Below are 26182 nucleotides of genomic sequence, written 5' to 3'. Positions count from 1 at the left end.
TTGCGAAAAGCATCTAACTTTATTTAAAATGTTTATTGTTTCACCAACTAAGCGTGCTATTTCTGCTTAGGTTTATATTTCGACTGATTAAGAATTTTCTGTGCATCCTGATCAGCCATTAATTGTTGTAAAGTAACGTTTGGATTTTCCTCCATGTATTTTCGTACAATCTGCCAGCCTGTCCAGGTGCCTAATTTTGGTGCCGAATTTCTATTTTCCCCTAAGCCAGGTGTAAATGGCCCCTCAGATAAAAATACCTGAATTTTCTGATAGTCGGTTTCATAAAGGTAATTGTTTTCCAAAAAATATGCCCAAATGTCGCCTTCAAACTGCTTGGCCCATTCCAGCTGTTCGGTGCTATACCCAATTTTAATAGAATCAGTGGTGCTTTCTGGCAAAACCTGATCAAGAAAATAGAGAATCTTTCCTTGGAAAATCATTTTTGAGAGCAGCGTATGGTTTTCATCCGGCTCCACAAACAGTTCTTCATGTGCATAGGTTTCAGCAACACGGGGTACAATATATTCAGGCGTAAAACGTCTTGACAGATATAGTGGAACACTCTGAACAATAGCTTTGTAAAATTTACTGTCTTTCCCTAAAAACATATCTAAACCAATTCCGAGATAATTATCGCCTACTGGCATTTGATAGGCAAAACCTGATACAAATGAGATGAATTTAGGGATTTTAGCCTTCGGATAATAATATTTAATGTATTTAAATGTTTCTGTTAAACCAGCTTCCTGTAATTTCAGATTAGGGAAAATGCTGTCCACATCTTTAGTTAAATCTGTATAAGCCTGATCTTTAAATAAAGTGTTTAGTACCTGATCATTGCTATATTCAGGAGAGCCAATCATTCGGTGAATATAATCATCATAAAAAAAGCCATAATTTTTAGCCATCTGCCTATCAACTTCTGACGGATTTTTAGATTTATTAGCATACAATGACTTATCGAAACGATCAATTTTAATATCCAGATTTATATGGCTCACATCTGGTCTGTTATCTTGTTTGCAAGAAATAAATGCGATAGCAAAGAGAAAAATTAGATAAATTTGTCTGTGTTTTACGTTATCAATCATGTTCAACAAATATAAACACATCAGTATGAAAAAAATATCAACGATTTTAATTTTATCTCTTTTCAGTTTTAGTGCCTTTGCACAAATCCCAAAACTTCCACAACTTACAAGTTATGGCTTCCGGTTAGGTTTAACGGCATCACCAACCATTGGCTGGGTTAAACCCGAACAAGGCAAAAGCGATGGGATAGCTTTAGGTTTCTCTTATGGGTTGATGGGAGATTTTAACTTCGCACCTAATTACAGTTTTTCAACGGCGCTAACCATCACCACCATGAATGGAAAAAGTACAGAGGTTGATCCTACATATATTAAAAGCCTTGATCTGGCTGCCAATAAAAGTATCCCTGTGGCATATGATTTAAAATATAAAGTTCAATACCTTGAGTTGCCATTAACTATTAAACTGAAAACGGTAAAAGATAACGGCAGAAGATATTATGGACAGTTTGGTCTGTCAAATTCATTTTTGCTTAGTGCTAAACAAGATGCTGTAAGTAGCACTGCTCAATTAGATAACGTTAAAATTTCAGATTATACTAAATTTTATCGTGCAGGATTGATCATTGGTGGCGGCGGTGAGTTTGATATTTCAGCAAATACGAGTTTTGTTGCTGGTTTAACCTTTAATAATGGTTTCACTAATATCACTACTGATAAAAACCGTGATGTAAGAAATCATTATTTGGCACTAAATTTCGGTGTATTCTTTTAATTTATAGCTTGTTTTTTATCTAACACTCGCTACCTGACTCAACAAACATGAAAATAGCATTAGCTCAACTTAATTATCACATTGGAAACTTCGAGGCAAATACGCAGAAAATCATAGATCATATTAAACTGGCAGAAGATAAAGGAGCTGATCTTGTTGTATTTGCAGAACTTGCCATTTGTGGTTATCCACCAAGAGACTTTTTAGAATTTGAAGAGTTTATATCCTTCTGCGAGGCAGCGGCATTAGAAATTGCTACACATTGTACAAAGATTGCCTGTATTGTTGGCTTACCTGTTAAAAATCAAGTTTTACAGGGGAAGGATTTATATAATGCCGCCTATTTTATCGAAAATGGAGAGATTAAAGCAATTGCAAAAAAAGCATTGCTACCTACTTATGATATTTTTGATGAGTACCGATATTTTGAACCGTCAAGAACATTTAGCTGTATTGAATTTAAGGGAAAGAAAATTGCCTTAACCATTTGTGAAGACCTTTGGAACATCAATGATAATCCACTTTATGTTTCAAATCCCATGGATGAGTTGATTAAAGAAGAACCTGATGTAATGATTAACATTGCTGCATCTCCTTTTTCATATACCCATGATGATGAGCGCATAAAAGTACTGTCTGATAATGCGAAAAAATATCACCTTCCTGTTTTTTACGTCAATCAGGTGGGCGCACAAACAGAAATTATTTTCGACGGAGGCTCACTTGTTTTTGATGCAGATGGTGCGATGAAGGCAGAAATGAAATACTTTGAAGAAGATCTTCAGGTTTTTGATCTGGAAGAAATTGAAAACGTTCGCAATAAATATCCACAACCCGAACGCTTAACTGATATTGAGCAAATTCATGATGCGTTGGTACTCGGTATTCAGGATTATTTCAAAAAATCCGGTTTTACTAAGGCTGTTCTGGGCTTATCTGGTGGAATTGACTCTGCCGTAGTTTGTGCGCTGGCCTGCCGCGCTTTGGGAGCAGAAAACGTAATGGCTGTTTTAATGCCATCCAAATTCTCTTCTGATCACTCCGTTCAGGATGCAATTGATTTGGTGAATAACTTTGGTTGTATGCATGAAATTATCCCAATTGCAGCGGTAGCAAGTGCATTTGATTCTGTTTTAGCACAAGCATTTAATGGTTTGCCTTTTAATCTGACGGAAGAAAATATCCAGGCCAGAACCCGTGGTACCATTGTAATGGCAATGAGTAATAAGTTTGGTTATATTTTGCTTAATACCTCCAACAAAAGCGAATGTGCGGTGGGTTATGGTACCTTATATGGCGATATGTGCGGTGCAATAGGGGTAATTGGTGATGTTTATAAAACTCAGGTTTTTGAACTGGCGAAATACATCAATAACGAAAGAGAATTAATCCCGGTGAATACTATTGTTAAGCCACCATCAGCAGAACTCAGACCAGATCAAAAAGATTCAGATTCATTGCCAGAATATGATGTCTTGGATAAAATTTTATATCACCACATTGAAGAGAAACAAGGCTCGAAGTCTATCATCGCAAAGGGTTTTGATGAGGCTTTAGTTCAACGAATCTTAAAGATGGTTAATATAGCGGAATTTAAACGCTACCAAACGCCACCAATTTTAAGGGTTTCGCCAAAAGCATTTGGAATGGGCAGAAGAATGCCAATAGTTGGAAAATATATGGCGTAATATAAAACCTATAGCTATGAGGGTTTTGTAGTAATATAATGAATAAACTTTGACAACATGTAAGCACGATGCTCATTAAAGTTGTCAAAGTTTATAGGAATTTAAGCCAAAGTCGCATCAACTTTAATTGAAGTATTAAGCAACTTTGATATCGGGCAGTTTTTCTCTGCGTCGGCAACCAATTCATCAAATTTTTCCTGAGATAAACCTGGAACAGTTGCGGTTAGAGTAAGGTGAGATTCAACAATTTCACCTTTTGAAGGATCTAAATTGATTTCGCATTTGGTTTCCAGCTTATCTGCTGTAAATCCAGCTTCACCCAGATTGGCTGATAATTTCATGGTGAAACAACCTGCGTGTGCAGCAGCGATTAATTCTTCAGGATTAGTACCAACACCTTCAGCGAAGCGTGAATTAAATGAATATTGCGTATTATTTAGCGTGGTACTTTGTGTGGTAATGTTACCAGCACCTTCTTTTATAGAACCTTGCCATACGGCTGTTGCATTTCTTTTCATGATTGTTTTTTTTGGTTATTTAAAGATTATTTAATACCTAAATATAAATATATGTTTGTATAATGGCGACTATTCTATGTTAAGAAAACCTGAAGTTAATTCAATTTCAAATCCTGAATAGATAAGATTTCTTACAAAAAAGAAGCTGTCTCTAAGAAACAGCTTCCATGACATTACGATCTTTTGGTTACTTATTTGATTTTTATTTATAATGGGTATAATGCGGCTGTAGCTTGTTTATCTTTTGTTGATAAAACAGTGGCACCACTTCCACATTGTCCGCCATTCATTAGGGATTGAGCATCTGTTCCGCCAACGCCAGGTACGTTAGTGGTTGTAGATTGGTTGGTATGCTTAAATGAAATGGTGTGCCCAAATTCATGTGCAATTGTTCTTTGACGTTGTGCAGCTGAATTGTTTTGAATCAGTGCCTGATTAATCCAAACCGTATTGCCTGCCAGACCATTAGATGTTGACAGATAAGCCTGTCCGCAGGTTGAGCTTCCAATGGTATTATCCACTTTAATCAGAATATCATAAACGGTACCTGTGGTAATTACAAATCTGAGTCTAGAGTTAGGTACCGTATTCCATTGATTAATTGCACCGTTTATCTCACTGGTCATGCTGGTTATTGATGGATCGATTTTGACGCGTATATTCCTACTGTTGGTTACAATATAACCGTTATAATACTGCTCTGTTATAGATTTTCCGTTATCTGCAGGAACTTCCATGGTTTTGCTGAATACAATATCTCCGTCTACAACATAATTACTACCCTTGTCAACAATTTGGGCATCCGAAAATCCAAGGTTTTTAATGTAAGATAAAACCTTATTCTGTTGGGTGGTTTCAGTTTGTGTATCCTGTGGCATTTCATTCTTTTTTGAACAGGAAATAATGAAAATGGAGAGTAACGCGACTAATGCGGCGTTTTTGATTAGATTTTTCATAGTTTAGTTTTTAGTTGATCGTAATGGCTTATATTACTATAGTAAATATAGTATAAAATATACAAATATGTATATTTTAATTCTACATCAATAATTTTGATGTATTAAAGCCAGGCGATAAAAATTCCTAAACTATTCAGTTTTCTTTTTGATAACATTTCCAATAATGGATAGGAAAAGTAAAATCCCTACACCAATCATGATGGAAATATCGGCGAAATTAAATACGCCTGTTTGAAAAATATGAAAATCTAAGTGCATAAAATCAGTTACTGATCCATGTACAATCCGATCATATAAATTGCCAATACCACCACCAATTAAAAAACATAATGCAATTTGCATGCTACCAGGCAGGTTAGGTTTTGAAAATAGGTAGTACAAGCCATAACCTAGAAATAAAAGAGGCAAGCCTGTTAAAATAATTAGCCTGAAAATATAGGGCATGTTATCACCTAAACTTAAAAAGGCACCACTATTTTCAACTCTTGTAAGGGTAAAGAAATTTTTAATTATGGCAATGTGCTCGTAATCAGAAATCTCTAATCTTACAACAAACTTTGAAATCTGATCTATTGCGATATTTAAGATTAAGAAAATGATAAGGAAAAATCTGGTAAAGTTTTTATGGTACTGCATATGTTTTTAATAAGAATCATTAGTTATTTGCATCGGTGGAATAACCAATTCTTTATTTATCTCTGGATTAATTTTTTAGGCCTCATTCTATTTAAGCTATCCAAATATATTCGTGCTTTATACTTAAACAGTGTACCCATAAAACTACCATAAAAAGGACTCTTATTTTTTCACCCATTTTTTATAAGGTATAATTAATACCAACAAAATCGCGAGAAAGCTTAAAATTTTTGCGATGATATCACCACTTTTTACATAGAATGTAATTTCATCATTTAGATTGATGTCGCCTTTTAACGCCGTTCTTGTCCACCATTTAGTGCTTTGGGTTACATCGCCTCGTTGATTAATAAAACAGGAAATCCCGGTGTTGGCAGATCTTGCAATATCACGGTGTGTTTCAATAGCCCGAAGTTTGGCATACATGGCATGTTGGTCTTTTCCGGAAGTATTGCCCCACCAACCATCATTAGTGATGATCGCAATAAACTGAGCCCCATCCTTAACCTGTTGTCCAACCCAATCACCCCACAAACTTTCATAACACACTACAGGTGCTGCGCCAATTCCACTCTGTGCATACAATACACTAGGTTTTTCTTGCCAACCCCAGCCGCCAACTGTTCCACCTAATTGGGCAAAAACACCGTCAAGGAATGAAAATAATTTCGGAAAAGGCATTTTCTCTACACCGGGAACCAATTTCGATTTATGATAAAACTGAACATTTGCTGAGTTTTCTACCTGCATGGCTGTATTGAAATTATCAAAATATACGCCTTGACGCTCATCATATTTCGATGTGATCGTCTTTTTTGTGGCATAAACTTTAATACTTTCTATTCCTGTAATTAGCGTACCATTCTTGTATTTGCTTAAAAAGTTTTGCAGCGTGATAAAATCTTCGCTGCTTCGAATATGATCTTCATCCGCATAATTAGGAATTGCCGTTTCTGGCCAGATAAAATATTCCGTATTGGGTTGTGCAATCGAATCTGATAATTGAGTAAGGATTTTAATTTGCGCTGCGGGAGGAATTGAACTAAGCTTTAAATAAGGATCAATATTGGGTTGCACCACCACCACATTACTGGGGGTGCCTTTTTCTGTTGCTGTATAATATTTTGTTAGCGATATGGAAACAGGAATAATAACCACAAGTGCCCAGATAAGAGCGGGTCTGAATCTTAAATATCCTGACGCTGATTTTAGTTTCTTGTACGCTTCAAAAGCAAGGATATTACTCGTTATAATCCAAAGTGAACCACCATAAATACCTGTGTAATCATACCATTGTGCCAATTGGTGCATTCCAGCTAATCCGTTGCCAAGTGTCATCCAGGGGAAAGCTAAATCCCAAGTTTGTTGTAAATACTCCAGTGCGATGTAAAAGGAAATTAGTCCCAGGTAGGCAATCTTTTTGTTTACATATTTACCCAAGCGATAATATAACCAAAAGGCAAAGGTCATGAGGAGCGCACCTAAACCAAATGGAATTAATGATACCGGAATGGCCACAATTGCGCCGTTATAAGCACTGATGGCATTATATACCCAATAAATTGATGCAGAATTCCATGCCAAAAACGTTAAACCAGCCGTTAAAAAAATGCGTTTACCTTGCTTCTTCAGATTATCCTTAGCGATCTCATCAATTGCTATTAATAAAGGAACCCATGCAACTAATAACAATGGGGTTGTAAAGGGAATGGGTGGCCAGGCTAGCCAAAGCAAAAATGCACTTATTAAGGCAAGGAGGTAAGTTTGTCTGGGGTTCATCTTTTAAGGTGATTTGTCGTCCTGGAGCATTATGCACTCGTCATTGCAAGGTACGAAGCAATCTCTTTTGCTTGAACGAATGAGATTGCTTCAGTTGATGAAAGTCTATTTTTGAATGAAGGAAAATAAAAACGTCAATAGTAGCTTATTGAAGAATACGAAGCGTTCAAATAACTCGACATAACACTTATATCTACAAGCTTTCTAAAATATTGGCTTTTTTGGTTTCGTATTCTTCCTGTGTGATCAAGTGTTTGTCATACAAGGTTTTCAGTTTACGTAACTTCAAAGTCGTTTCATCTTCTGGCTCTTCCACCACTTCAGCAATCTGAATGAATTCAGGAGTTTTAGGTTCTTCGATTGGTAATTCTGCGACTGGCTGTGCGCTCATGTTTATTGCTGATGCCGTAGCACGATTTTCTTCCAGCTTTTGCTGATGTAACAGTTCTTTATATTCTTCTAATTGCTGATTGGCTGCCTGGTGTAATTTTCTTGCTTGTATTTTTGGTATAAACTCCGTTACAATATTCTCACCATATTGCGGAACACAGATAAATTTCGAACCAAAAAGTTCTTCTTTAAATGATACCTCCTTAATGCTTTTCCAGGAAATATCTTTAAAATTCATGGTCAAACCCAAGTTGCCCGGTTCGCAATAAAAAATTCTTTTATTTGAAATGGCAATGCTATCTGGAAGCAAGTTAACGGCTGGTTTTTTCTGTACTGCCAGGTACAACAGTTCTTCACCCGTGGTTAAAAGGTCATTTAATTTTCCAATAACTTTTTCTACAGTCTTAGGATCTTGTTCGTCACTAAGGAATCTATCTATGCTATTCATATATTGTATAAGTTTGCCATGCTATTCAGCATCTTCATATTTGTTCTTACTTTTTGTTACAGGTTTTCCTGCTATGCAAATTACAAATTCTCCCTTTAAAGTATTGTTTTCAAAATGTGATTTTATTTCTACTAATGTGCCTCGAACGGTCTCTTCAAACATTTTAGTTAATTCGCGGCTTACCGATGCCTGTCTATCTTCACCCAAATACTGTGCAAATTCTTCCAGCGTTTTCAGTAAACGATGCGGACTTTCATAAAGGATAATGGTACGTTCCTCTTCTGCCAGTTTTTTAAACTTCGTTTGGCGTCCTTTTTTAACCGGAAGAAATCCTTCAAAGGTAAAGGCATCAGCTGGTAATCCAGAGTTAACGAGTGCAGGTACAAAAGCGGTGGCACCCGGCAGGCATTCTACTGCAATATCATTTTTAATCGCTTCACGAACTAAGAAAAACCCAGGATCAGAAATGGCAGGCGTACCCGCATCAGAGATTAAAGCAATTTTTTGCCCTTCATTTAAGAATTTAATAATTTCCGAAGTTGCCTTATGTTCGTTGTGCTGGTGATGAGAGAAAACGCGTTTATCAATGCCAAAGTGTTTAAGCATTGGTGCGCTGGTACGGGTATCCTCCGCCAGGATTAAATCACATTCCTTTAAAATCCGTATGGCTCTAAAAGTCATGTCTTCTAAATTCCCAATTGGTGTAGGTACGAGGAAAAGTTTGCCATCCATAGTCTAAATGTATCAAGAATTAAGTATCAAGATGTGCATGATTGAAAACTGCAAACTGAAAACTGAAAACTCTTTCTATCTTTGTGAAAAAAATAAAATAATGCTGCAAGTTAATTATATCCGCGAAAATAGAGAGAAAGTTTTAGATCGTTTAAGTGTACGTAACTTTAAACAACCAGAGTTGGTAGATGAAATCATCAAAATTGATGAAGAGCGTCGTTCCACTCAGACTTCCCTAGATGCAATTTCCGCAGAGGCAAATGCAGCAGCCAAGCAAATTGGTGATTTAATGCGTACTGGTAAAAAAGAAGAAGCAGAGGCAATTAAAGCACAAACGGCATCTCATAAAGAAAATATAAAAAACATGGGTGATAAGTTAGCCGAACTGGAAACAGCTCAGTTTAACTTACTGGTTCAGTTACCAAATTTACCACATGATATGGTACCGGAGGGTACTACACCAGAAGAAAATAAAACCGTTTATACTTTTGGCGAGCCAGCTGAATTACCTGCTCAGGCTTTGCCGCACTGGGAGCTTGCAGCTAAATACGATATCATTGATTTTGAATTAGGTGTAAAAATTACAGGTGCTGGCTTTCCGGTATATAAGGGCAAAGGTGCAAGATTACAAAGGGCATTAATTAATTTCTTTTTAGATCAGGCTATTGAAGCGGGGTATAACGAAGTGCAGGTGCCTCATTTGGTAAATGCAGCGTCTGGTTTTGGCACCGGTCAGTTGCCCGATAAGGAAGGACAGATGTACCACTCTACTGTGGATGATTTATACCTGATTCCTACTGCAGAAGTTCCGGTTACCAATTTATACCGTGACGTAATCCTGAAAGAAGAAGATTTACCCATTAAAAATACAGCCTATACGCCTTGCTTTCGTAGAGAAGCTGGCTCGTATGGCGCACATGTTCGTGGTTTAAATCGTTTACATCAGTTTGATAAAGTGGAGTTGGTGCAAATCACACATCCTGATCAATCTTATCAAACCCTTGAAGATATGAGCACTTATGTTCAATCATTATTACAAAAACTAGGATTACACTATCGTGTTTTATTGTTATGTGGTGGTGATATGGGCTTTGGTTCTGCCATGACATATGATATGGAAGCCTGGAGTGGAGCGCAAGGAAGATGGTTAGAGGTTTCTTCTGTTTCAAATGTCGAAACTTTCCAAAGTAACCGTTCAAAAATTCGTTTTAAAGGCGCTACAGGTAAAACGCAATTGGTACATACACTAAATGGAAGTGCTTTAGCCTTGCCACGTATTGTAGCATCAATTTTAGAAAATTATCAAACTGAAAATGGGATTAAAATTCCGGAAGCATTAGTGAAATATACAGGTTTTGATTTTATTGATTAAACTTAGATAAATCGTCATTGCGAGGCACGAAGCAATCTTAATGCTATCGCTATATGAGTTGGATCGTAGCGAGACGCTACAACCAAATTTTGATACGCTAAAACTAGATTTAACGATATTATTCCACATAAAAAAAGCTTTGCAGCAATGCAAAGCTTTTTTGTTTTTATAGATAGATGTTGTTTTTTATTATAAAATCAGGATCAATAATAAGATGATGATGATAATCGCTCCTACTGAAAGATAAACACCACCTGATACTGCACGTGCCTGACCTTTTAATTCTCTTAACTCGCTACGTAAAGCTTTGCGCTCTGCTTTGGTTAAATTAGACTTATCCATGTCTCTGATCTCTTCCACACGAGTTTTAATTTTTTCCAACTTCAGTGTCTGCTCAGCAGTTAATTCAGTAGGGTTTTTTGCAGGTTTATCTGCAGCTTGTACTGAATTGAAACTAATGCCTAAAGAGAAAATAAGGGCTAAAGTGTAAATGAATTTTTTCATAATTTTAAAGTTTTTAGTGTTCGATGTTTACTAAACAAAAAACCTACCAAAATGTTCTGGTAGGTTCTAAAAAGAGATTTTTTAACTTTATTTATATTATTTTATTTCAAAAACTACATTAACGGTGAAGTTTAACTTGATTTTCTTGAAATCAATTTCAGGTGCTGTATCTGCTGAAGTTTCGGCCATTGCAGACTGAACCATGAAATTTCTGTAAACGGGTTGTATAATATTGTCTCCACCGTCCTGAATTTCAATTGCTGCACCCAATTTGCCATTTAGTGCTTCAACCATGTAGGTTGCTTTTTCCTTTGCTGATAATAGGGCCTTAATTTTTAAGTCTTTTTTTAGGCTTTCAATTTTCGAATAATCATAACTTTCAATATTAGTATTAGCAATCCCTTTAGCATCCAGTTCCTCAAGGATAGCGTTAAATTTATTTAAATCATTCACCTTCAAACGATACTGTTTACTGGCTAAAAAATCAGGGTTTTTCTTTTTTGAGGTATTATCGTTCCAGCTGCTTAAATTACTGACCGTTAAATTTTCCTTCGCAATGCCCGCTTTTTGTACCGCAGCATAAAGTTGTTTTTCCAGTTCAGTAATCTCTACTTTTTTCTTCCCGTTTAAATATTCCTTTAAGGAAATTCCAATGTATATGATATCAGGAGTTACCTCTGTTTCTGCGTTACCGCTAACACTGATTTTTCTACGTAAATCTGTTTGTTGAGCCATGGCTGAAGATAAGCCTAAAAATGCAACGAGTGCAATTGCAATTAATTTTTTCATATGATATATTGTCTTTGTGTGTACTGTAATGATGTAAATTCAAAGCAAATTCCACACCGAGATTAATAATTTTTTAAAAATGCGAATGAGTTATCTCTTTTCTTATCTGTGAAATCTGCCTTATTATTTTGGTTAATCAGATTGAAAACAGGCTGATAACGCTTAATTTAATTCAAAAATTGAATATCAAAAAACAAAGAATTTTCATTTTAAAATGAATTCTACCCTTAGGTTCGAATATAATTTGAATGCCTTCGTAAGGATGAGATTGGATCAAGAACTAAATTGTGTCCGATTTGAGAAAGAAAAAATGCGCTAGGTTTTATGCTAAATAGACGGAAATATAAATGTTTATAAAACCTGGCGCAGCAGAATTTGATCTGCAGATTTTTATCTTATTGCTGTTGAGAAAGCAATTGGAGCGTTTAATAACGATTAGATTTTAGATACTTTAACAGCTGTAGGACCTTTTTGACCCATTTCTACTTCAAAAGTAACTTTATCACCTTCTTTAATTTGGGTAACCAAGCCATTTGCATGTACGAAAATACTGTCTTGAGTTTCGGTATTTTTTATAAAGCCGTAACCTTTACTATCATTAAAGAAAGTAACAGTACCTTTTTTAACCGGATTTTCGTCGATAATGTCTTCTTGTCTGGTGATACCAATTTGAACATCCTCAATGTTGAATACTTTTTTCTTTTTCGGATCTGGTGGAGTAGAGGAGATGTTACCGTTTTCATCAACGTAAGCCATCATGTCTTCAAGAGCTTGGCCTTTTTTTGCGTTAGACTGACGCTCTTCTTTTTTCTCTTGTTTGTCTTTTTGTTTCTTTAATCGTTTTTTTTCGTTCTCTTTTTTACTGTATGTTGCCTGAGATTTAGCCATAAATATATAATTGTTTTGTTTTTTTTAAAAGGTAAGTGGAATTGAGATTTATACAAATATAAGAATACTAAATCAGAAATACGATTTTATTCCCATCAACGTGAGCATAGATAACTAATTGTTGCTCAATATTTGGCTATCCTAAAATATTCAAATAGATGTTCTGGTTAATTTAAGAGCAGTATTGTTGATGCATTATAATTAAATACCAGAAATAAACCAACTATCTGCTATTCCACGTTATTTTATTAATTTGATAAAGAAAGTTCCATTTTACAGGTTCGCCATAATAAGCAACCTCGATCTCGGCGGTTTTTATCGCACCTAATTTTTCTGTTGCTTTCTGCGAGCGAAAATTAGTTGCACCAATATGAAGGATGATCTGGTCTGCAAATTGAAAAGCATAATCAAACATCAGTTTTTTTAGCGCAGTGTTATAACCTTTAGCCCAAAACTTACGGCCTATAAAAGTATAACCAACTGCAATGGATTTTTCTTCTTCATTCAACTCATAATATCTTGAGCTACCTACCACCTCACCAGTAGCCTGATCATAAATGATAAATGCTCCCTTTGAATCCATTGCTCCTTTGAAAAAAATCTCGAACACTTCTCTCTTGAAGCGGTCTTTATTGGGGTGTTGCTCCCATATTAGCGGATCGGCAGCTACCGCATAAAGATTTTCAAAATCAGTTTCTTTTAATGGAACCACTTTTATTAAATTATCTTCTAACGTAGGTTGTAAATCGAAATTCATTTTTTATTTGTTTATAAAAATGGCCAGCAATAAGCCAGCCATTTAGATATTATTTGCACCGATAAAAAATCAGTTCATGAATGTTTTCCGTAGAAAGAACGAAAGTTTATTAATCTACTAATCCTTCAATCTTTACCATTTCATTGGTTTCTTTTTGATAATCAACCTGATCAACTTCGAAACCGAAAAGGCTTAAAAAATCTGAACGATAGCCCGGTAAATCTCCTATTGCAGGTAAGGTTTCAGTTGTGGCCTCTTCCCAAAGCTTCGCCACTTTAGCCTGAACATCTTCACGCATTTCCAAATCATCAATTCTGATTCTTCCTTTTTCATCAACCAGAACTTCAGCACCTGTATACAATCTTTCTGCATACAATCGTTGAATTTGCTCTATTGTTCCTTCATGTATACCTTCTTCTTTCATGATTTTGTACAATAAAGAAATATAAAGCGGAATTACAGGAATCGCTGAACTTGCTTGTGTTACCAAAGCCTTGTTTACAGAAACGAAAGCCTTTCCGTTAATATCTTTTAATTGATCAGCAATCTTAAATGCAGTGGCTTCTAAATCATCTTTAGCCCTGCCGATAGTTCCTTTACGATAAACCGGCTCAGTTAAAGCGGGGCCGATGTATGAATAAGCAACTGTAGTAGCACCTTCAGCCAATAGGTTTTCTGCCTTTAAGGCTTCAATCCACATGGTCCAGTCTTCACCACCCATTACCGCAATAGTATTTGCAATATCATCATCTGTAGCTGGCTCAATAGAAATGTTAGTTATATTTCCGGTATGAAAATCAACTGTTTTATTGGTGTATGTGCTACCGATTGGCTTTAAAGTAGAGCGGTGTAAAACTTCAGTTTCCGGGTGTTTCCTTACGGGAGAAGCAAGGCTATAAATCACTAAATCAATCTGACCTAAATCTGCTTTGATTAAATCGATGGTTTTTTGTTTAATTTCTTTTGAAAAAGCATCACCGTTAATGCTTTTGGCATATAAGCCAGCGGCATGTGCTTCCTTTTCAAATGCTGCTGTGTTATACCATCCTGGCGAAGCTGTTTTACCTTCCGAAGGTGCCTTTTCAAAAAATACACCAATCGTAGCCGCATTAGATCCGTAGGCTGAAGTAATGCGTGAAGCCAGACCAAAACCTGTAGATGCGCCAATTACCAATACTTTTTTGGGGCCGTTGATGGCACCTTTAGATTTTACATATTCAATTTGGTTCTTTACGTTTTGTGCACAACCTTCAGGATGCGCAGTTAAACAAATAAAGCCCCTCATTCTTGGTTCAATAATCATTTTGCTCTTATTTTACGTTTTTGTAATGCTTAAAAAAAAGGATCAATTTCAGTAATTATGCTGATATTGAAATCCTCTTTCTTCAACGAAGATAAATTTTTAATTGCGTAACATTAAATGAAATTCAAATAAAGCAATCGTACAACCCAAAACTAATTCGAAATTTTAGTTAAATTACTTTAAGGTAAACTGCTTAGCTTTACATCTTTTATTAAGTCATTACAACCAACATTTATCATTCATGAGAAACATTTTATTATTTTTCTTCCTGCTCTTTATTCTAAATGGAAAGCTTTCGGCACAAACGCAGCATCAGAATACTGGTTGGTTCATGTTTTTAAACAACACAAAGTTTAATGATAAATGGGGTTTGCAGTTTGACCTTCAGGTGCGCTCGGCGGATGATTGGAGTAATGTAAGAAATACACTGGTACGACCTGCAATTCAATATTTTATTAACGATCAAAATAATGTTGCGCTGGGTTATTTGTGGCAAACGACTCAAAATTGGCTTGATGGGTCTTCAAATAATCTTTTACATGAACATCGTATTTTTGAACAGTATATTTTGAACCATAAATTCAAATCTATATATGCCAGTCATAGGTTTAGAGTAGAACAGCGTTTTATTGGTCGGGCAAATGATGATGTGTTTGCACAGCGATTCCGTTATTTCTTTAGGCTTATTCAACCCCTAAAAAAAACAGAGGCAACCTTCACTAATGGGATGTTTGTGGCGTTACAAAACGAAATTTTTTTAAATCTTCAGAATAAGGATCAGCTCAATAACAGTTTTTTTGATCAGAACAGACTTTATCTAGCTACTGGATACCGTTTTTCAAAAAAAATGGATCTTGAAGTGGGATATATGAATCAGGCTGTGAAAAATATAAATAATCATACCAACAACAATATTATTCAACTGGCTGTGTACACCAGATTCTAATTTCATTTTAATATCTTAAAGTCATTTTTTATAAATTACTAATATAGATATGTTAAAGTTTTTGTAAATTAAATTCCTTTTTGCTCAATTTGCGGCGTGAAGAAATATTTTATATTGGTTGTTACACTCTTGTTTGCAAGGCGGATGCAGGCGCAAGAGAACCAAGATTCCCCTAATCCCAATACTCCAAGTTCTAAAAGCATCTTTAACCCAGAGCATAAACGAAATTTCTCCCGTAAAGGCGATTTCTATGTTCATTGGGGGTATAATAACTCCTGGTATGGAAAAAGTGATATCAGGTTTACTGGTCCTAATTATGATTTTACGCTTAAAGATGTAGTCGCACACGATAGACAATCTAAATTAAGCTGGGATTGGTTAAATCCAGGTTTAGTAACCGTTCCACAATATAACATTCGCGTTGGTTACTTCATTAAAGATAATTATAGCGTTTCTATTGGTTGGGATCACATGAAATACGTGATGGATATTCCTCAAACAGTTGCTATAACTGGTCACATTGGTGCGAATATTACGCCTGAAAATGTAGCAACTGGTTCTTTAGCCGGAGATTATAACGGACAAAACATCAACGTGAAGGAAAGCATGCTAACCTATGAGCATACAGATGGTTTTAATTATGCCAATATCGAGGTAGAACGTTATGATGATATTTGGGTAGCTCCTGGTGGAAACACTTCTTTAACATTAGAAACTGGCCTAGGCGGTGGATTAATGATTCCTAGATCTGATGTTCGTTTGTTTGGGTTAGGGAGAAATAACCATTGGAATATTTCTGGCTATGGAGTGTCTGCAAAGGTTGGACTGAAGTTTTATATCTGGAAGAATGTGTACCTTCAAAATACCACTAAATTTGGTGCAACTAATTTAACACAGGTGCATACTACAGGCTGGGACGAATATGATAAAGCCAGTCAGAAGATTAATTACATTGAAAATATGTGGTTGCTTGGTGTTCAGTTTTAGTGAGCGTAAATAACCAAATTGATATACAAGATAGGTCGAGCTTTTCAATTATGCTAATATAATAATAATCTCACTTCGTTTAAAAAGCCTCCGCAATACTGATATAAAATCCACTCTGGCGTTTTTCGTTCGGCCTTTTTTCTCCAATGCCATAATCTAAACGTACGCTAATGCCTTTCTCCGGATCGAAGAAGTATCTAAATCCTGCACCATAATTAGGTTTGAATGAATTAGTTGAAAAATCATCGATTCCCCAAACGGTTCCTGTACCTCCGAAAACCGTTGCCCCGAAACGGCTGCTGTAGCGGTACCGCAATTCTGCCTGGAAGGCAAGTAGATTTTTATCCCGGTAACGCCCGTTATAATAGCCGCGCATCATTTCATCAGTGCCCATCTGCGGAAGCAAATAGATGGGTGTATTTTTGCCAATAACGGTGTTGTATAATCCCTGAACACCTATGGCGAAGCTTTTATTTAAAGTCCAAAAGTTTCTGGCGTCGATTTTAATCTGACTGCCTGTAAAGTTTCCATCAGCGAAAATATTAGGCGCATATTGATAGGTTCCCCTTACAAAAAGGCCTTTCGTAGTGTAGTTATTGTTATTTCTTGTATCATAACTTTGCGATACGCCTAAATAAAAAACGCTTCCGCTTCTGTTGTTATAATAAGGATCTCGACTAAAAATCCCATCTGCTACAAAATCACGATATTTATAATTTTCAAAGCCTAAAGAAAAGCCTGTATAAGCTTTGGGTAACAGCTGCTTTTCTACCTGAAATAATACCTTTATTTGCTGCTGAAGCAATTTGTCTTCATTTGCTTCCTGCGTACTGTTGCCAATCCCATAGAAATTAAAAGGCATCCTTTTGAAACGTAATTCTCCTATGTAATGGAGCTTATTTCCTTTGCCCCAAATATCAATCATCGAACTCATGTTATAGGCTTTCAATGTTGAATAGTTAAGGTTTAATGTTAAGGAAGAAGGACGATTTGTAGTATCTGCCCGATCTGTATAAAATCCTACAATGGCTCCAACGCCGAATTGAAATCCGGTTTCCTGCGCATATCCAAAAGAGGGGAGGGGTAAAAAGCTGGCCTTGCGCAGGGTGTCTTTCTCATTGGAAAGTAGCTTTTTAATTAATTTCATTTGTGCGAATGAGCTTCCAGAAATTAAGGCTAGAACAATGATCAGGTAGTATTTTTTCATTGCCGCAAATTAACTGAATTTTTATTTAAAATTTATCAGTTCATCGGTCATTGGTTCATTAGTTCTTTGCTATATGTTCCTTGTTGGAGTAATTTAGTTTTATATTTAGGTTAATTGCTGTACATCTTGCGTAATCAGTCCTTTTTTTGTACCTGGCGAAAAACTTTATGGCGTTTGCGGTTAAATTTCAAGCTAAATGCCTATTTTTGCGCCAAATAAGACAAAACAAAATGAGCAATACAAGAGGACCGATATCTCAGTTTATGGAGCGTAATTACCTCCATTTTAATGCTGCAGCAATGATGGATGCGGCTAAAGGTTACGAAACGCATTTGGATGAAGGCGGTAAAATGATGATTACGCTTGCTGGTGCGATGAGTACTGCAGAATTGGGAATTTCACTTGCAGAAATGATTCGTCAGGATAAAGTGGCTATCATTTCTTGTACTGGTGCCAACCTGGAAGAAGATATCATGAACCTGGTTGCCCACTCACATTATAAACGTGTACCTAATTATCGCGATTTAAGTCCGCAGGATGAATGGGATCTTTTAGAAAACCATTACAACCGCGTTACAGATACTTGTATTCCGGAAGAAGAAGCTTTCCGTCGTTTGCAAAAGCACATTCAAAAAATCTGGATGGATGCAGAAGCTGCTGGCGAACGCTATTTCCCACATGAATTTATGTATAAAATGCTTTTAAGTGGTGATTTGGAGCAATATTATGAAATTGATCCAAAAAATTCATGGATGCTGGCTGCGGCTGAAAAGAATTTGCCAATTGTTGTACCAGGATGGGAAGATTCTACCATGGGTAATATTTTCGCCTCTTACGTCATGAAGAAAGAGCTTACTGCAACCACTGTTAAAGGTGGAATTGAATATATGGGTTGGTTAGCCGATTGGTATATTGCAAACAGCGGAGGTAAGGGTATTGGTTTCTTTCAGATTGGTGGTGGTATTGCGGGTGACTTTCCGATTTGTGTTGTGCCGATGTTGTATCAGGATATGGAAATGGAGAACATTCCTTTCTGGAGTTATTTCTGCCAGATTTCAGATTCTACTACTTCTTACGGATCTTATTCCGGTGCGGTACCAAATGAAAAAATTACCTGGGGTAAGTTAGATATCCATACGCCAAAATTCATTGTAGAAAGCGATGCGACTATCGTTGCGCCACTAATGTTCGCCTGGATATTAAAACAATAATAAGTAAAATCGATTTTTGCAAATTGATTTGGTAATGCCCATTTGAGATGATGATCAAAAATGGGCATTTTTCTTGCCTCAGTGGCTAGAATCGACATTTGTTTAGAATGATTATAAATTGTATTTCCAGTCACTATTATGTCATGGGATTTATTAATAAGTTATACTTTTGTTCAAGTTTTGATGGGGCTACCTTAGCTCAGGCATCAATTTCACAACAAAAAGTAAATTAAATAAGTATAAAGTGTTCATTATGAGAGATATCTCGATGATTTTAAAAAGCGTTTGGAAGTCGTTATTCGTATTTTCAGCAATTTCTGTAATAGCGGTTTCGACTGTTAACGCGCAGGATGCTAAAGAGGGGAGAACACTTTTCAGAGCTAAATGTTCGTCATGCCACGCCTTAGATGCGAAACTAGTCGGTCCGGCCTTAACCGGAGTAACCGATCGCCATTCAGAAGAATTCCTTTTGAAATGGATTCCTAATTCTCAGGCATTAATTGCATCTGGAAATCCAGAGGCTGTTAAATTGTTTAATGATAATGGAAAAGTAGCGATGACTTCTTTCCCTGAATTAGACGAAGCTAAGGTTAAAGATATCTTAGCGTACATTCAGGAAGGTGAGCCAAAACCGGCTGCAGGTACTGAAGGTGCAGCAGGTGCTTCAGCTAAAGATGAAGGTACTTCTGGTTTATCTATTGCAGGTATCGTTGCTATTGTGGCTATCGCAATTGTGATTTTGGTTATTTTAGGTCGTGCCAGCAAATTACTGGAGCGCTTAATTCTTCAAAAACAAGGTATCGAAATCGAAGAAGATGTGCCATTGAAAGTGGGTATCCGCAAGATGTTCAAAAACAAGAAGTTCGTTATGTTCTTCATCTTGTGTTTAATCATTGCATTGGGTTCATTCGGTTGGATGGGTATGTGGAATACAGGTGTTCACACCGGTTATCAGCCAGTACAACCTATTAAATTCTCTCATGAGTTACATGCGGGGATCAATCAAATCGATTGTCAGTATTGTCACAACGGTGCTTTTAAATCTAAAAATGCAACCATTCCATCTTTAAACGTTTGTATGAACTGCCATAAAGCGGTACAGGCGAGAGATAAGTATGATGGTGAAATTTCTCCGGAAATCAAAAAGATTTATAATGCTTTAGGTTACGATCCTGAAACTCAGAAGTACGATGAAAGTAAATCAAAACCAATGGAGTGGGTACGTGTACACAACCTTCCTGATTTTGCTTACTTCAATCACTCTCAACACGTAGTGGTTGCTGAGGATGCGATTCGTAAAGCAAAAGGTTTACAGCCAAATGAGCCAGTATGTTTTGCTTGTCATGGTCCGGTTAATACAATGGAAGAAATTTATCAATATTCTCCACTAACCATGAAATGGTGTATTAACTGCCACAAGGAAACTGATATTTCTGGTCAGAAAAATAATGCTTTCTACGCTAAGGTTATCGAAGCGCATGAGAAAATTAAAAAAGGCGAGAAAATCACACCAGCATTATTGGGTGGTTTAGAGTGTGGTAAATGCCACTATTAATAATTAGAGTTTTAGTAAGAACGTTCGATAAACAGTAATATAGCTTAAATGGAAAGCAATAAAAAATACTGGAAAGGCTTAGAGGAGTATAACAATACACCCGATTTTGTTAAGAATAACAAAAACGAATTCGCCGAGCCACTTCCAATAGAAGATGTTTTAAATGAAGCAGGGTTAAGCACCGTTACCCCACGCCGCGACTTTTTAAAGGCGTTAGGTTTTGGTTTAGGAGCGGTTACTTTGGCTGCATGTCAAACAGCCCCGATTCATAAATCTATTCCTTACCTGGTAAAACCTGAAGAGGTTACTCCGGGTATTCCTAACTATTATACTTCTAGCTTTAATGGCCAGAGTATCTTAGTTAAAACAAGAGAAGGTCGTCCGATTAAAATTGAACCAAATCCTAATGCAGGTGAGTTCAATTGTGGAACAGATGCGAGAGCACAAGCTTCAGTTTTAGATTTATATGATGTTTCTAAATTAAAGGCACCTGTTCTTAAGAATGAAGAAACTACGTGGACTAAATTAGATGGTTTTGTTAAAACTGAACTGGCTAAAGCACAAGCTTCTGGCAAGAAAATCCGTTTAGTAGCTTCTACTGTAAACAGTCCTTCTACCAATGCGGTTATTGCACAATTTGTTGCTAAATATCCTGCAGCTAAATTGGTTCAGTATGATGCGGTTTCTTATACAGGAATTATTCAGGCCAATCAAAATAGTTTCGGAAAAGCTGTTTTACCAAAATACAATTTTGATAAGGCTGACTTAATTGTAAGTTTCGGTGCTGATTTTCTAGGTACATGGATTAGCGGAGAAGAGTTTACAGCTCAATATACTGCTAACCGTAATTACAAATCATTAGCAAGCAAAAAAATGAGCCGCCACATTCAGTTTGAAAGTGGTATGAGCTTAACAGGTACTAATGCAGATACGCGTGTTCCGGTTAAATTATCAGAAGAAGGACCTGCATTAATTGCTTTATATAATGCTATTACTGGTCAATCTTTACCAGGCGGAACATTAGGTAATAATACTACTGCAGATAAAGTAATCAAATTAGCGGCAAAAGAATTAGCACAAAATAAAGGTAAAGGACTTGTGGTTTGCGGTTCGAACGATGTTTCAACTCAAATCCTGGTTAATGCAATCAATGCTGCAATTGGCAGTTATGGTACTACTATTGATTTAGATAATCCTTGTTACTTATATGCTGGTAACGATGCTGAATTTAATGGTTTAGTTGCTGAAATGAGTCGTGGAGAAGTAGGTGCAGTTTTATTCTTGAACAGCAACCCGGCTTATGACTATCTGGATGTTAAGAAATTTGAAGCAGCATTGAAAAATGTTCCTGCAAAGATTTCATTTGCAGACAGGGCTGATGAAACTGCTTCACTTTGTGACGCCATTGCGATTAACCACAATTATTTAGAGTCTTGGGGTGATGCAAATGCGTACGAAGGTTATTATTCAATCGTTCAGCCAACCATTAACCCTGTTTTCAATAGCCGTCAGGCAGAAGAAAGCATGTTAATCTGGGCAGATGCTCCCGTTAAGAACTATTATCAGTTTGTTCGCAGCAACTGGGAAGCTAAAATGTTACCTGCTCTTGGATTAAAATGGAATGATATTTTAGAAAAAGGTGTTGTATCTAGTGCACCAAAGCCTGCAGCAGCTTATTCATTTACACAATCATTAGCGCAAGTAGCTACTTCTATCGTAAGTAGCAGCAAGGCATTGGCTAAAGAGGTGGAACTTCAGGTTTATGAAAACATCCCAATGCGTGATGGTAAAAATGCAAACAATGCATTCTTACAGGAATTACCTGATCCGGTTTCTAAAGTAACCTGGGATAATTATGTAGCCCTTGCTCCAAAATACGCTGAGAAATTAAAAATTAAAGAATTTGATGTTGTTACTGTAAAAGGTACAAACGGATATTCAATAGATTTACCTGTATTGATCCAGCCTGGACAAGCACAAGGAACAGCATCTATCGCATTAGGTTATGGCCGTACTAAAGTTGGTAAGGCTGGTAATGATGTTGGTAAAAATGCTTTCCCTTTTGTTTCTTTTGTGAATGGTACCATGCAGTATGCGAGTTCAGTAACCATTACCCCAACAGGCGGTTATTATGAATTGGCACAAACACAAACTCACCACTCTTTCGAAGGTCGTGCAGTAATTAAGGAAGCTACTTTCAAAGAGTTCTTAAAAGACCCTGCGGCTGGTAACGAAAAAGGTGAACATAAAGATTACGATCTTTGGGATCAATATGAAAAACCAGGTAACAACTGGGTAATGGCAATCGATTTGAATGCTTGTACTGGTTGTGGTTCTTGCGTAGTGGCTTGTAACGTAGAAAATAATATTCCTGTTGTAGGTCGTGATGAGGTTCGCCGTCGCCGTGAGATGCACTGGATTCGTATCGATCGTTATTACAGCTACGAAACCAAGGATGGTGATGTAACTAAGGAAAAGGAAATTGCTAAGTTGGAAGATTTAGATCATGTTTCTGTTGTTCACCAACCCATGTTATGTCAGCACTGTGACCATGCACCTTGTGAAACAGTTTGTCCGGTATTGGCAACTGTTCACTCATCAGATGGTTTAAACCAAATGGCTTATAACCGTTGTGTTGGTACCCGTTACTGTGCAAATAACTGTCCATATAAAGTTCGTCGCTTCAACTGGTTTAACTACTGGAATGATTCACGTTTCGATAACTACTTAAATAACGAGTTTACACAATTGGTTTTAAATCCTGATGTAACTACACGTTCACGTGGTGTAATGGAAAAATGCTCGATGTGTATCCAACGTATTCAAGCAGGTAAACTAGCAGCTAAATTACAGAAGCGTCCATTAAAAGATGGCGATATTAAAATGGCTTGTCAAGAAGCATGTTCAGCAAATGCAATTGTATTTGGTGATGCAAACGATCCTAATTCAGAAGTTTCAAAAGCTTTACGTTCTGAGCGTATCTACTACGTATTAGAAGAAATTAACGTGAAACCAGGTATCGGATATATGACTAAAATTAGAAATACAGATCCATCAGTACAAGCGTAAGCTTTAGCATAAAGAAAATACAAATTATGTCAGGACATAACGAATCAATACTTAGAGAACCATTAATTACCGGCGATAATATCACGTATGCTAAAATTACGGATGATATTTTAGGACCGGTAGAAAATAAGCCAAATAAAGCCTGGTGGATTGGGTTCATTTTTGCCTCATTGGGTGCTTTACTTTGGGTGGTAGCCGTAAGCTACACTTTTTGGAATGGTATCGGTGCATGGGGTTTAAATAAAACTGTTGGATGGGCTTGGGATATCACCGGTTTCGTATGGTGGGTTGGTATCGGTCACGCTGGAACATTAATTTCAGCAGTACTCTTACTTTTCCGTCAAAACTGGCGTAACTCCATTAACCGTTCTGCAGAGGCGATGACGATCTTCGCCGTTATCTGTGCCGCAACTTATGTTGTATCACACATGGGCCGTCCGTGGTTAGCTTACTGGGTTTTACCATTGCCAAACCAATTCGGTTCACTTTGGGTAAACTTTAACTCACCATTGGTATGGGATATGTTTGCCATCTCTACTTACTTCTCTGTATCATTATTATTCTGGTACACAGGTTTATTACCAGATATTGCAACTATTCGTGACCGTGCGGTGGGCACACGCAGAAAAATCTATTCTATCTTCTCTTTTGGATGGAGTGGAAGTGTTAAAACTTGGCAACGTTTCGAAGCGGTGTCGTTAATCTTAGCTGGTATCTCTACACCACTGGTACTTTCGGTACACACGATTGTATCAATGGACTTTGCAACATCTGTAATCCCTGGATGGCACACTACTATCTTCCCTCCATACTTCGTGGCTGGAGCGATTTTTTCTGGATTTGCGATGGTATTAACCTTATTATTGGTTGCCCGTAAAGTATTAGGTCTTGAAAACTATATCACCATGTTCCACATTGAGTCGATGAATAAAATCATCATCTTAACCGGATCAATCGTTGGTGTTGCTTACTTAACTGAATTTTTTATTGCCTGGTATTCTGGGTCAGAATATGAGCAATATGCCTTCATTAACAGATCTACTGGTCCTTACTGGTGGGCATATTGGATGATGATGACTTGTAACGTGATTTCACCGCAATTACTTTGGTTCAAGAAGATCCGTTTAAGCATTCGTGCAACCTGGATCTTATCAATCGTGGTAAACATCGGTATGTGGTTTGAACGTTTCGTAATTATCGTGACATCACTACACCGTGATTATATTCCTTCAAGTTGGGCAATGTTTTATCCAACCTGGGTTGATGTAAGTGTATTTGTTGGTTCAATCGGCTTATTCTTTACTTTATTCTTATTGTTCTTGCGGGTATTACCTTCAATTGCTATTGCAGAGGTTAAATTGTTATTAAAATCTGCGAGTGAGCAAGCCAAAATGAAACAGATTAAAGAAGGTCATGAGAATAAAGAGTACGTTGCTGAATACGTAGAGTCTTTACAGAAATTTGATAGTGTTAAACAAGAAGATTACGCAAAAATATAACAATGAGTAATATCAAATATATTTTAGGCAGTTTTGGCGATCCTGATGAAATGATGCATGGCATCGAAAAGCTTCAGGAAAATAACATCAGCATTCATGATGTATACACCCCAATGCCTATCCACGGAATAGAAGCCAAATTGGGAATTAAAAGATCAAGGATTGATATCGCAGCATTTTGCTTTGGTATTACCGGAACCTGCGCAGCATTTGCATTGATTTATTTCTGTGCGGTGATTGACTGGAAAGTAAATATCGGTGGTAAGCCATCTTTTGCCTTACCAGATTTTATTCCGATAATGTTCGAGTTGACGGTACTATTTTGTGCTTTCGGTATGGTATTAACCTATTATGCATCTACGCATTTGTTTCCAGGAAGGGCTCCAAGAGTAATGGATCTTCGTGCAACTGATGATCGTTTTGTGATCGCAATTGATGCTAAAGATAATGCAGCACATACTGTAATTGATGGATTATTAAAAGATGCAGGTGCTTTAGAAGTAAAGTATAATGAAAGGAAGTACATTAGCTATGAATAAGAATAAATTTGTTTGTACAGCGCTTTTAGCTATTGCTTTTGCAACTACCTTCACCGCTTGTAAAGATAAACGCAGTACTGGTTTAGAATATGCCAGGAATATGTATGATCCGATTGCTTTAAATCCGGATCAGCCAGTTGATACTACCCACGTACCTAGTTTTAAAGGTCACGCGGCTCAGATACCACCGGCGAACACGAAACCTGTAGGTTTTACAGAATATGATGAGTATCCTAATACAAAAGAAGGATATGAAGCGGCAGGTGTAAGTATGGTTAACCCGTTAACAGTTGATACGCTTAACCTGGCGGCTGGTAAACATTTGTTCACCGTTTTTTGCAGTCCTTGCCACGGCGATAAGGGTGATGGACAAGGACACTTAGTGAAAATTGAGAAATTTAGCGGTGTTCCTGCTTATCAAACGGGTGCTTCATCAAGAGGAGGCAACATGGTAGATCTTACTGCTGGTAAAATTTATCACACCATTACTTATGGTGTAAATAACATGGGCTCGCATGCTTCACAAATTACACCAATAGATCGTTGGAAAGTAGTGATGTATGTTCAACAATTACAAAAAGGACAATAGTAAAGCAGAAT

24 protein-coding genes are annotated in these 26182 nt (G+C 36.9%); 11 read left to right on the top strand and 13 right to left on the bottom strand.

Features of this window, described 5'->3' with window-relative positions:
* Positions 1 to 56 precede the first annotated feature (56 nt).
* The gene (gldB, locus tag EV200_RS14125) at positions 57 to 1091 is read right to left on the bottom strand and encodes a gliding motility lipoprotein GldB (RefSeq protein WP_132533710.1); all 1035 of its coding nucleotides are present in this window, start codon (positions 1089 to 1091) and stop codon (positions 57 to 59) included.
* A gap of 25 nt (positions 1092 to 1116) precedes the next feature.
* Here gldB and EV200_RS14120 point away from each other — a divergent pair, with 25 nt between their 5' ends.
* Together EV200_RS14120 and EV200_RS14115 are read left to right on the top strand one after the other, a co-directional pair.
* Positions 1117 to 1806 (top strand): porin family protein, encoded by a 690-nt coding sequence (locus EV200_RS14120; protein ID WP_132533708.1) that lies wholly within the window; start codon positions 1117 to 1119, stop codon positions 1804 to 1806.
* Positions 1807 to 1853: 47 nt separating this feature from the next.
* Positions 1854 to 3494, top strand: a complete 1641-nt coding sequence (locus tag EV200_RS14115) for an NAD+ synthase (RefSeq protein WP_132533706.1) — start codon at positions 1854 to 1856, stop codon at positions 3492 to 3494.
* A gap of 101 nt (positions 3495 to 3595) precedes the next feature.
* Here EV200_RS14115 and EV200_RS14110 read toward each other — a convergent pair whose 3' ends face one another.
* The 6 genes from EV200_RS14110 to rsmI form a co-directional block, all read right to left on the bottom strand.
* The gene (locus EV200_RS14110) at positions 3596 to 4012 is read right to left on the bottom strand and encodes an OsmC family protein (RefSeq protein ID WP_132533704.1); all 417 of its coding nucleotides are present in this window, start codon (positions 4010 to 4012) and stop codon (positions 3596 to 3598) included.
* Positions 4013 to 4218: 206 nt separating this feature from the next.
* A complete protein-coding gene (locus EV200_RS14105; protein ID WP_132533702.1) occupies positions 4219 to 4968 on the bottom strand; it encodes a M57 family metalloprotease in 750 nt (249 codons plus the stop codon).
* 132 nt (positions 4969 to 5100) lie between these two features.
* On the bottom strand, positions 5101 to 5607 hold the full coding sequence (gene lspA, locus EV200_RS14100; RefSeq protein ID WP_132533700.1) for a signal peptidase II: 507 nt from the start codon (positions 5605 to 5607) through the stop codon (positions 5101 to 5103).
* A 162-nt stretch (positions 5608 to 5769) separates the two neighbouring features.
* Complete coding sequence (gene lnt, locus EV200_RS14095) at positions 5770 to 7386, bottom strand: apolipoprotein N-acyltransferase (protein ID WP_132533698.1); 1617 nt, start codon at positions 7384 to 7386, stop codon at positions 5770 to 5772.
* Positions 7387 to 7579: 193 nt separating this feature from the next.
* Positions 7580 to 8224 (bottom strand): PH domain-containing protein, encoded by a 645-nt coding sequence (locus EV200_RS14090; protein ID WP_132533696.1) that lies wholly within the window; start codon positions 8222 to 8224, stop codon positions 7580 to 7582.
* A gap of 21 nt (positions 8225 to 8245) precedes the next feature.
* On the bottom strand, positions 8246 to 8956 hold the full coding sequence (gene rsmI, locus EV200_RS14085; RefSeq protein ID WP_132533694.1) for a 16S rRNA (cytidine(1402)-2'-O)-methyltransferase: 711 nt from the start codon (positions 8954 to 8956) through the stop codon (positions 8246 to 8248).
* 100 nt (positions 8957 to 9056) lie between these two features.
* On the opposite strand from rsmI, the gene serS reads away from it, so the two are divergent.
* Positions 9057 to 10328 (top strand): serine--tRNA ligase, encoded by a 1272-nt coding sequence (gene serS, locus EV200_RS14080; protein ID WP_132533692.1) that lies wholly within the window; start codon positions 9057 to 9059, stop codon positions 10326 to 10328.
* A 189-nt stretch (positions 10329 to 10517) separates the two neighbouring features.
* On the opposite strand, the gene EV200_RS14075 is transcribed toward serS, so the two are convergent.
* From EV200_RS14075 to fabV, 5 genes are all read right to left on the bottom strand, one after another.
* Positions 10518 to 10832, bottom strand: a complete 315-nt coding sequence (locus tag EV200_RS14075; RefSeq protein WP_132533690.1) for a hypothetical protein — start codon at positions 10830 to 10832, stop codon at positions 10518 to 10520.
* Positions 10833 to 10928: 96 nt separating this feature from the next.
* The gene (locus EV200_RS14070; protein ID WP_132533688.1) at positions 10929 to 11621 is read right to left on the bottom strand and encodes an SIMPL domain-containing protein; all 693 of its coding nucleotides are present in this window, start codon (positions 11619 to 11621) and stop codon (positions 10929 to 10931) included.
* Between the two features lie 435 nt (positions 11622 to 12056).
* On the bottom strand, positions 12057 to 12509 hold the full coding sequence (locus tag EV200_RS14065) for a cold-shock protein (RefSeq protein ID WP_132533686.1): 453 nt from the start codon (positions 12507 to 12509) through the stop codon (positions 12057 to 12059).
* A gap of 223 nt (positions 12510 to 12732) precedes the next feature.
* Positions 12733 to 13266 carry a GNAT family N-acetyltransferase gene (locus EV200_RS14060; protein WP_132533684.1) on the bottom strand — a complete coding sequence of 178 codons (534 nt, stop codon included), beginning with the start codon at positions 13264 to 13266 and terminating at the stop codon, positions 12733 to 12735.
* 109 nt (positions 13267 to 13375) lie between these two features.
* A complete protein-coding gene (fabV, locus tag EV200_RS14055) occupies positions 13376 to 14569 on the bottom strand; it encodes an enoyl-ACP reductase FabV (RefSeq protein ID WP_132533682.1) in 1194 nt (397 codons plus the stop codon).
* A gap of 241 nt (positions 14570 to 14810) precedes the next feature.
* Here fabV and EV200_RS14050 point away from each other — a divergent pair, with 241 nt between their 5' ends.
* Positions 14811 to 15515 (top strand): DUF2490 domain-containing protein, encoded by a 705-nt coding sequence (locus EV200_RS14050; RefSeq protein WP_132533680.1) that lies wholly within the window; start codon positions 14811 to 14813, stop codon positions 15513 to 15515.
* 96 nt (positions 15516 to 15611) lie between these two features.
* Positions 15612 to 16502, top strand: a complete 891-nt coding sequence (locus tag EV200_RS14045) for a hypothetical protein (protein ID WP_229676841.1) — start codon at positions 15612 to 15614, stop codon at positions 16500 to 16502.
* Positions 16503 to 16581: 79 nt separating this feature from the next.
* On the opposite strand, the gene EV200_RS14040 is transcribed toward EV200_RS14045, so the two are convergent.
* Positions 16582 to 17709 carry a BamA/TamA family outer membrane protein gene (locus EV200_RS14040; protein ID WP_132533678.1) on the bottom strand — a complete coding sequence of 376 codons (1128 nt, stop codon included), beginning with the start codon at positions 17707 to 17709 and terminating at the stop codon, positions 16582 to 16584.
* A 230-nt stretch (positions 17710 to 17939) separates the two neighbouring features.
* On the opposite strand from EV200_RS14040, the gene EV200_RS14035 reads away from it, so the two are divergent.
* From EV200_RS14035 to EV200_RS14010, 6 genes are all read left to right on the top strand, one after another.
* On the top strand, positions 17940 to 18920 hold the full coding sequence (locus EV200_RS14035; protein WP_057931708.1) for a deoxyhypusine synthase family protein: 981 nt from the start codon (positions 17940 to 17942) through the stop codon (positions 18918 to 18920).
* A 253-nt stretch (positions 18921 to 19173) separates the two neighbouring features.
* Positions 19174 to 20475: a c-type cytochrome gene (locus tag EV200_RS14030; protein WP_132533676.1), complete on the top strand. Its 1302-nt coding sequence runs from the start codon at positions 19174 to 19176 to the stop codon at positions 20473 to 20475.
* 48 nt (positions 20476 to 20523) lie between these two features.
* Positions 20524 to 23544, top strand: coding sequence for a TAT-variant-translocated molybdopterin oxidoreductase (locus EV200_RS14025; RefSeq protein WP_132533674.1), 3021 nt, complete (start codon positions 20524 to 20526; stop codon positions 23542 to 23544).
* Between the two features lie 26 nt (positions 23545 to 23570).
* On the top strand, positions 23571 to 25043 hold the full coding sequence (gene nrfD, locus EV200_RS14020; RefSeq protein WP_029286948.1) for an NrfD/PsrC family molybdoenzyme membrane anchor subunit: 1473 nt from the start codon (positions 23571 to 23573) through the stop codon (positions 25041 to 25043).
* 2 nt (positions 25044 to 25045) lie between these two features.
* A complete protein-coding gene (locus EV200_RS14015) occupies positions 25046 to 25582 on the top strand; it encodes a DUF3341 domain-containing protein (RefSeq protein ID WP_029286947.1) in 537 nt (178 codons plus the stop codon).
* Complete coding sequence (locus tag EV200_RS14010) at positions 25554 to 26171, top strand: c-type cytochrome (RefSeq protein WP_132533672.1); 618 nt, start codon at positions 25554 to 25556, stop codon at positions 26169 to 26171. The genes EV200_RS14015 and EV200_RS14010 overlap by 29 nt, the downstream gene beginning before the upstream one ends.
* Positions 26172 to 26182 lie beyond the last annotated feature (11 nt).

It is taken from the genome of Pedobacter psychrotolerans (genome assembly GCF_004340665.1).
Classification (GTDB): Bacteria; Bacteroidota; Bacteroidia; order Sphingobacteriales; family Sphingobacteriaceae; genus Pedobacter; species Pedobacter psychrotolerans.
The sequence above is the reverse complement of the archived record's forward strand: the minus strand, read 5'-3'. Positions and strand labels throughout refer to the sequence as shown.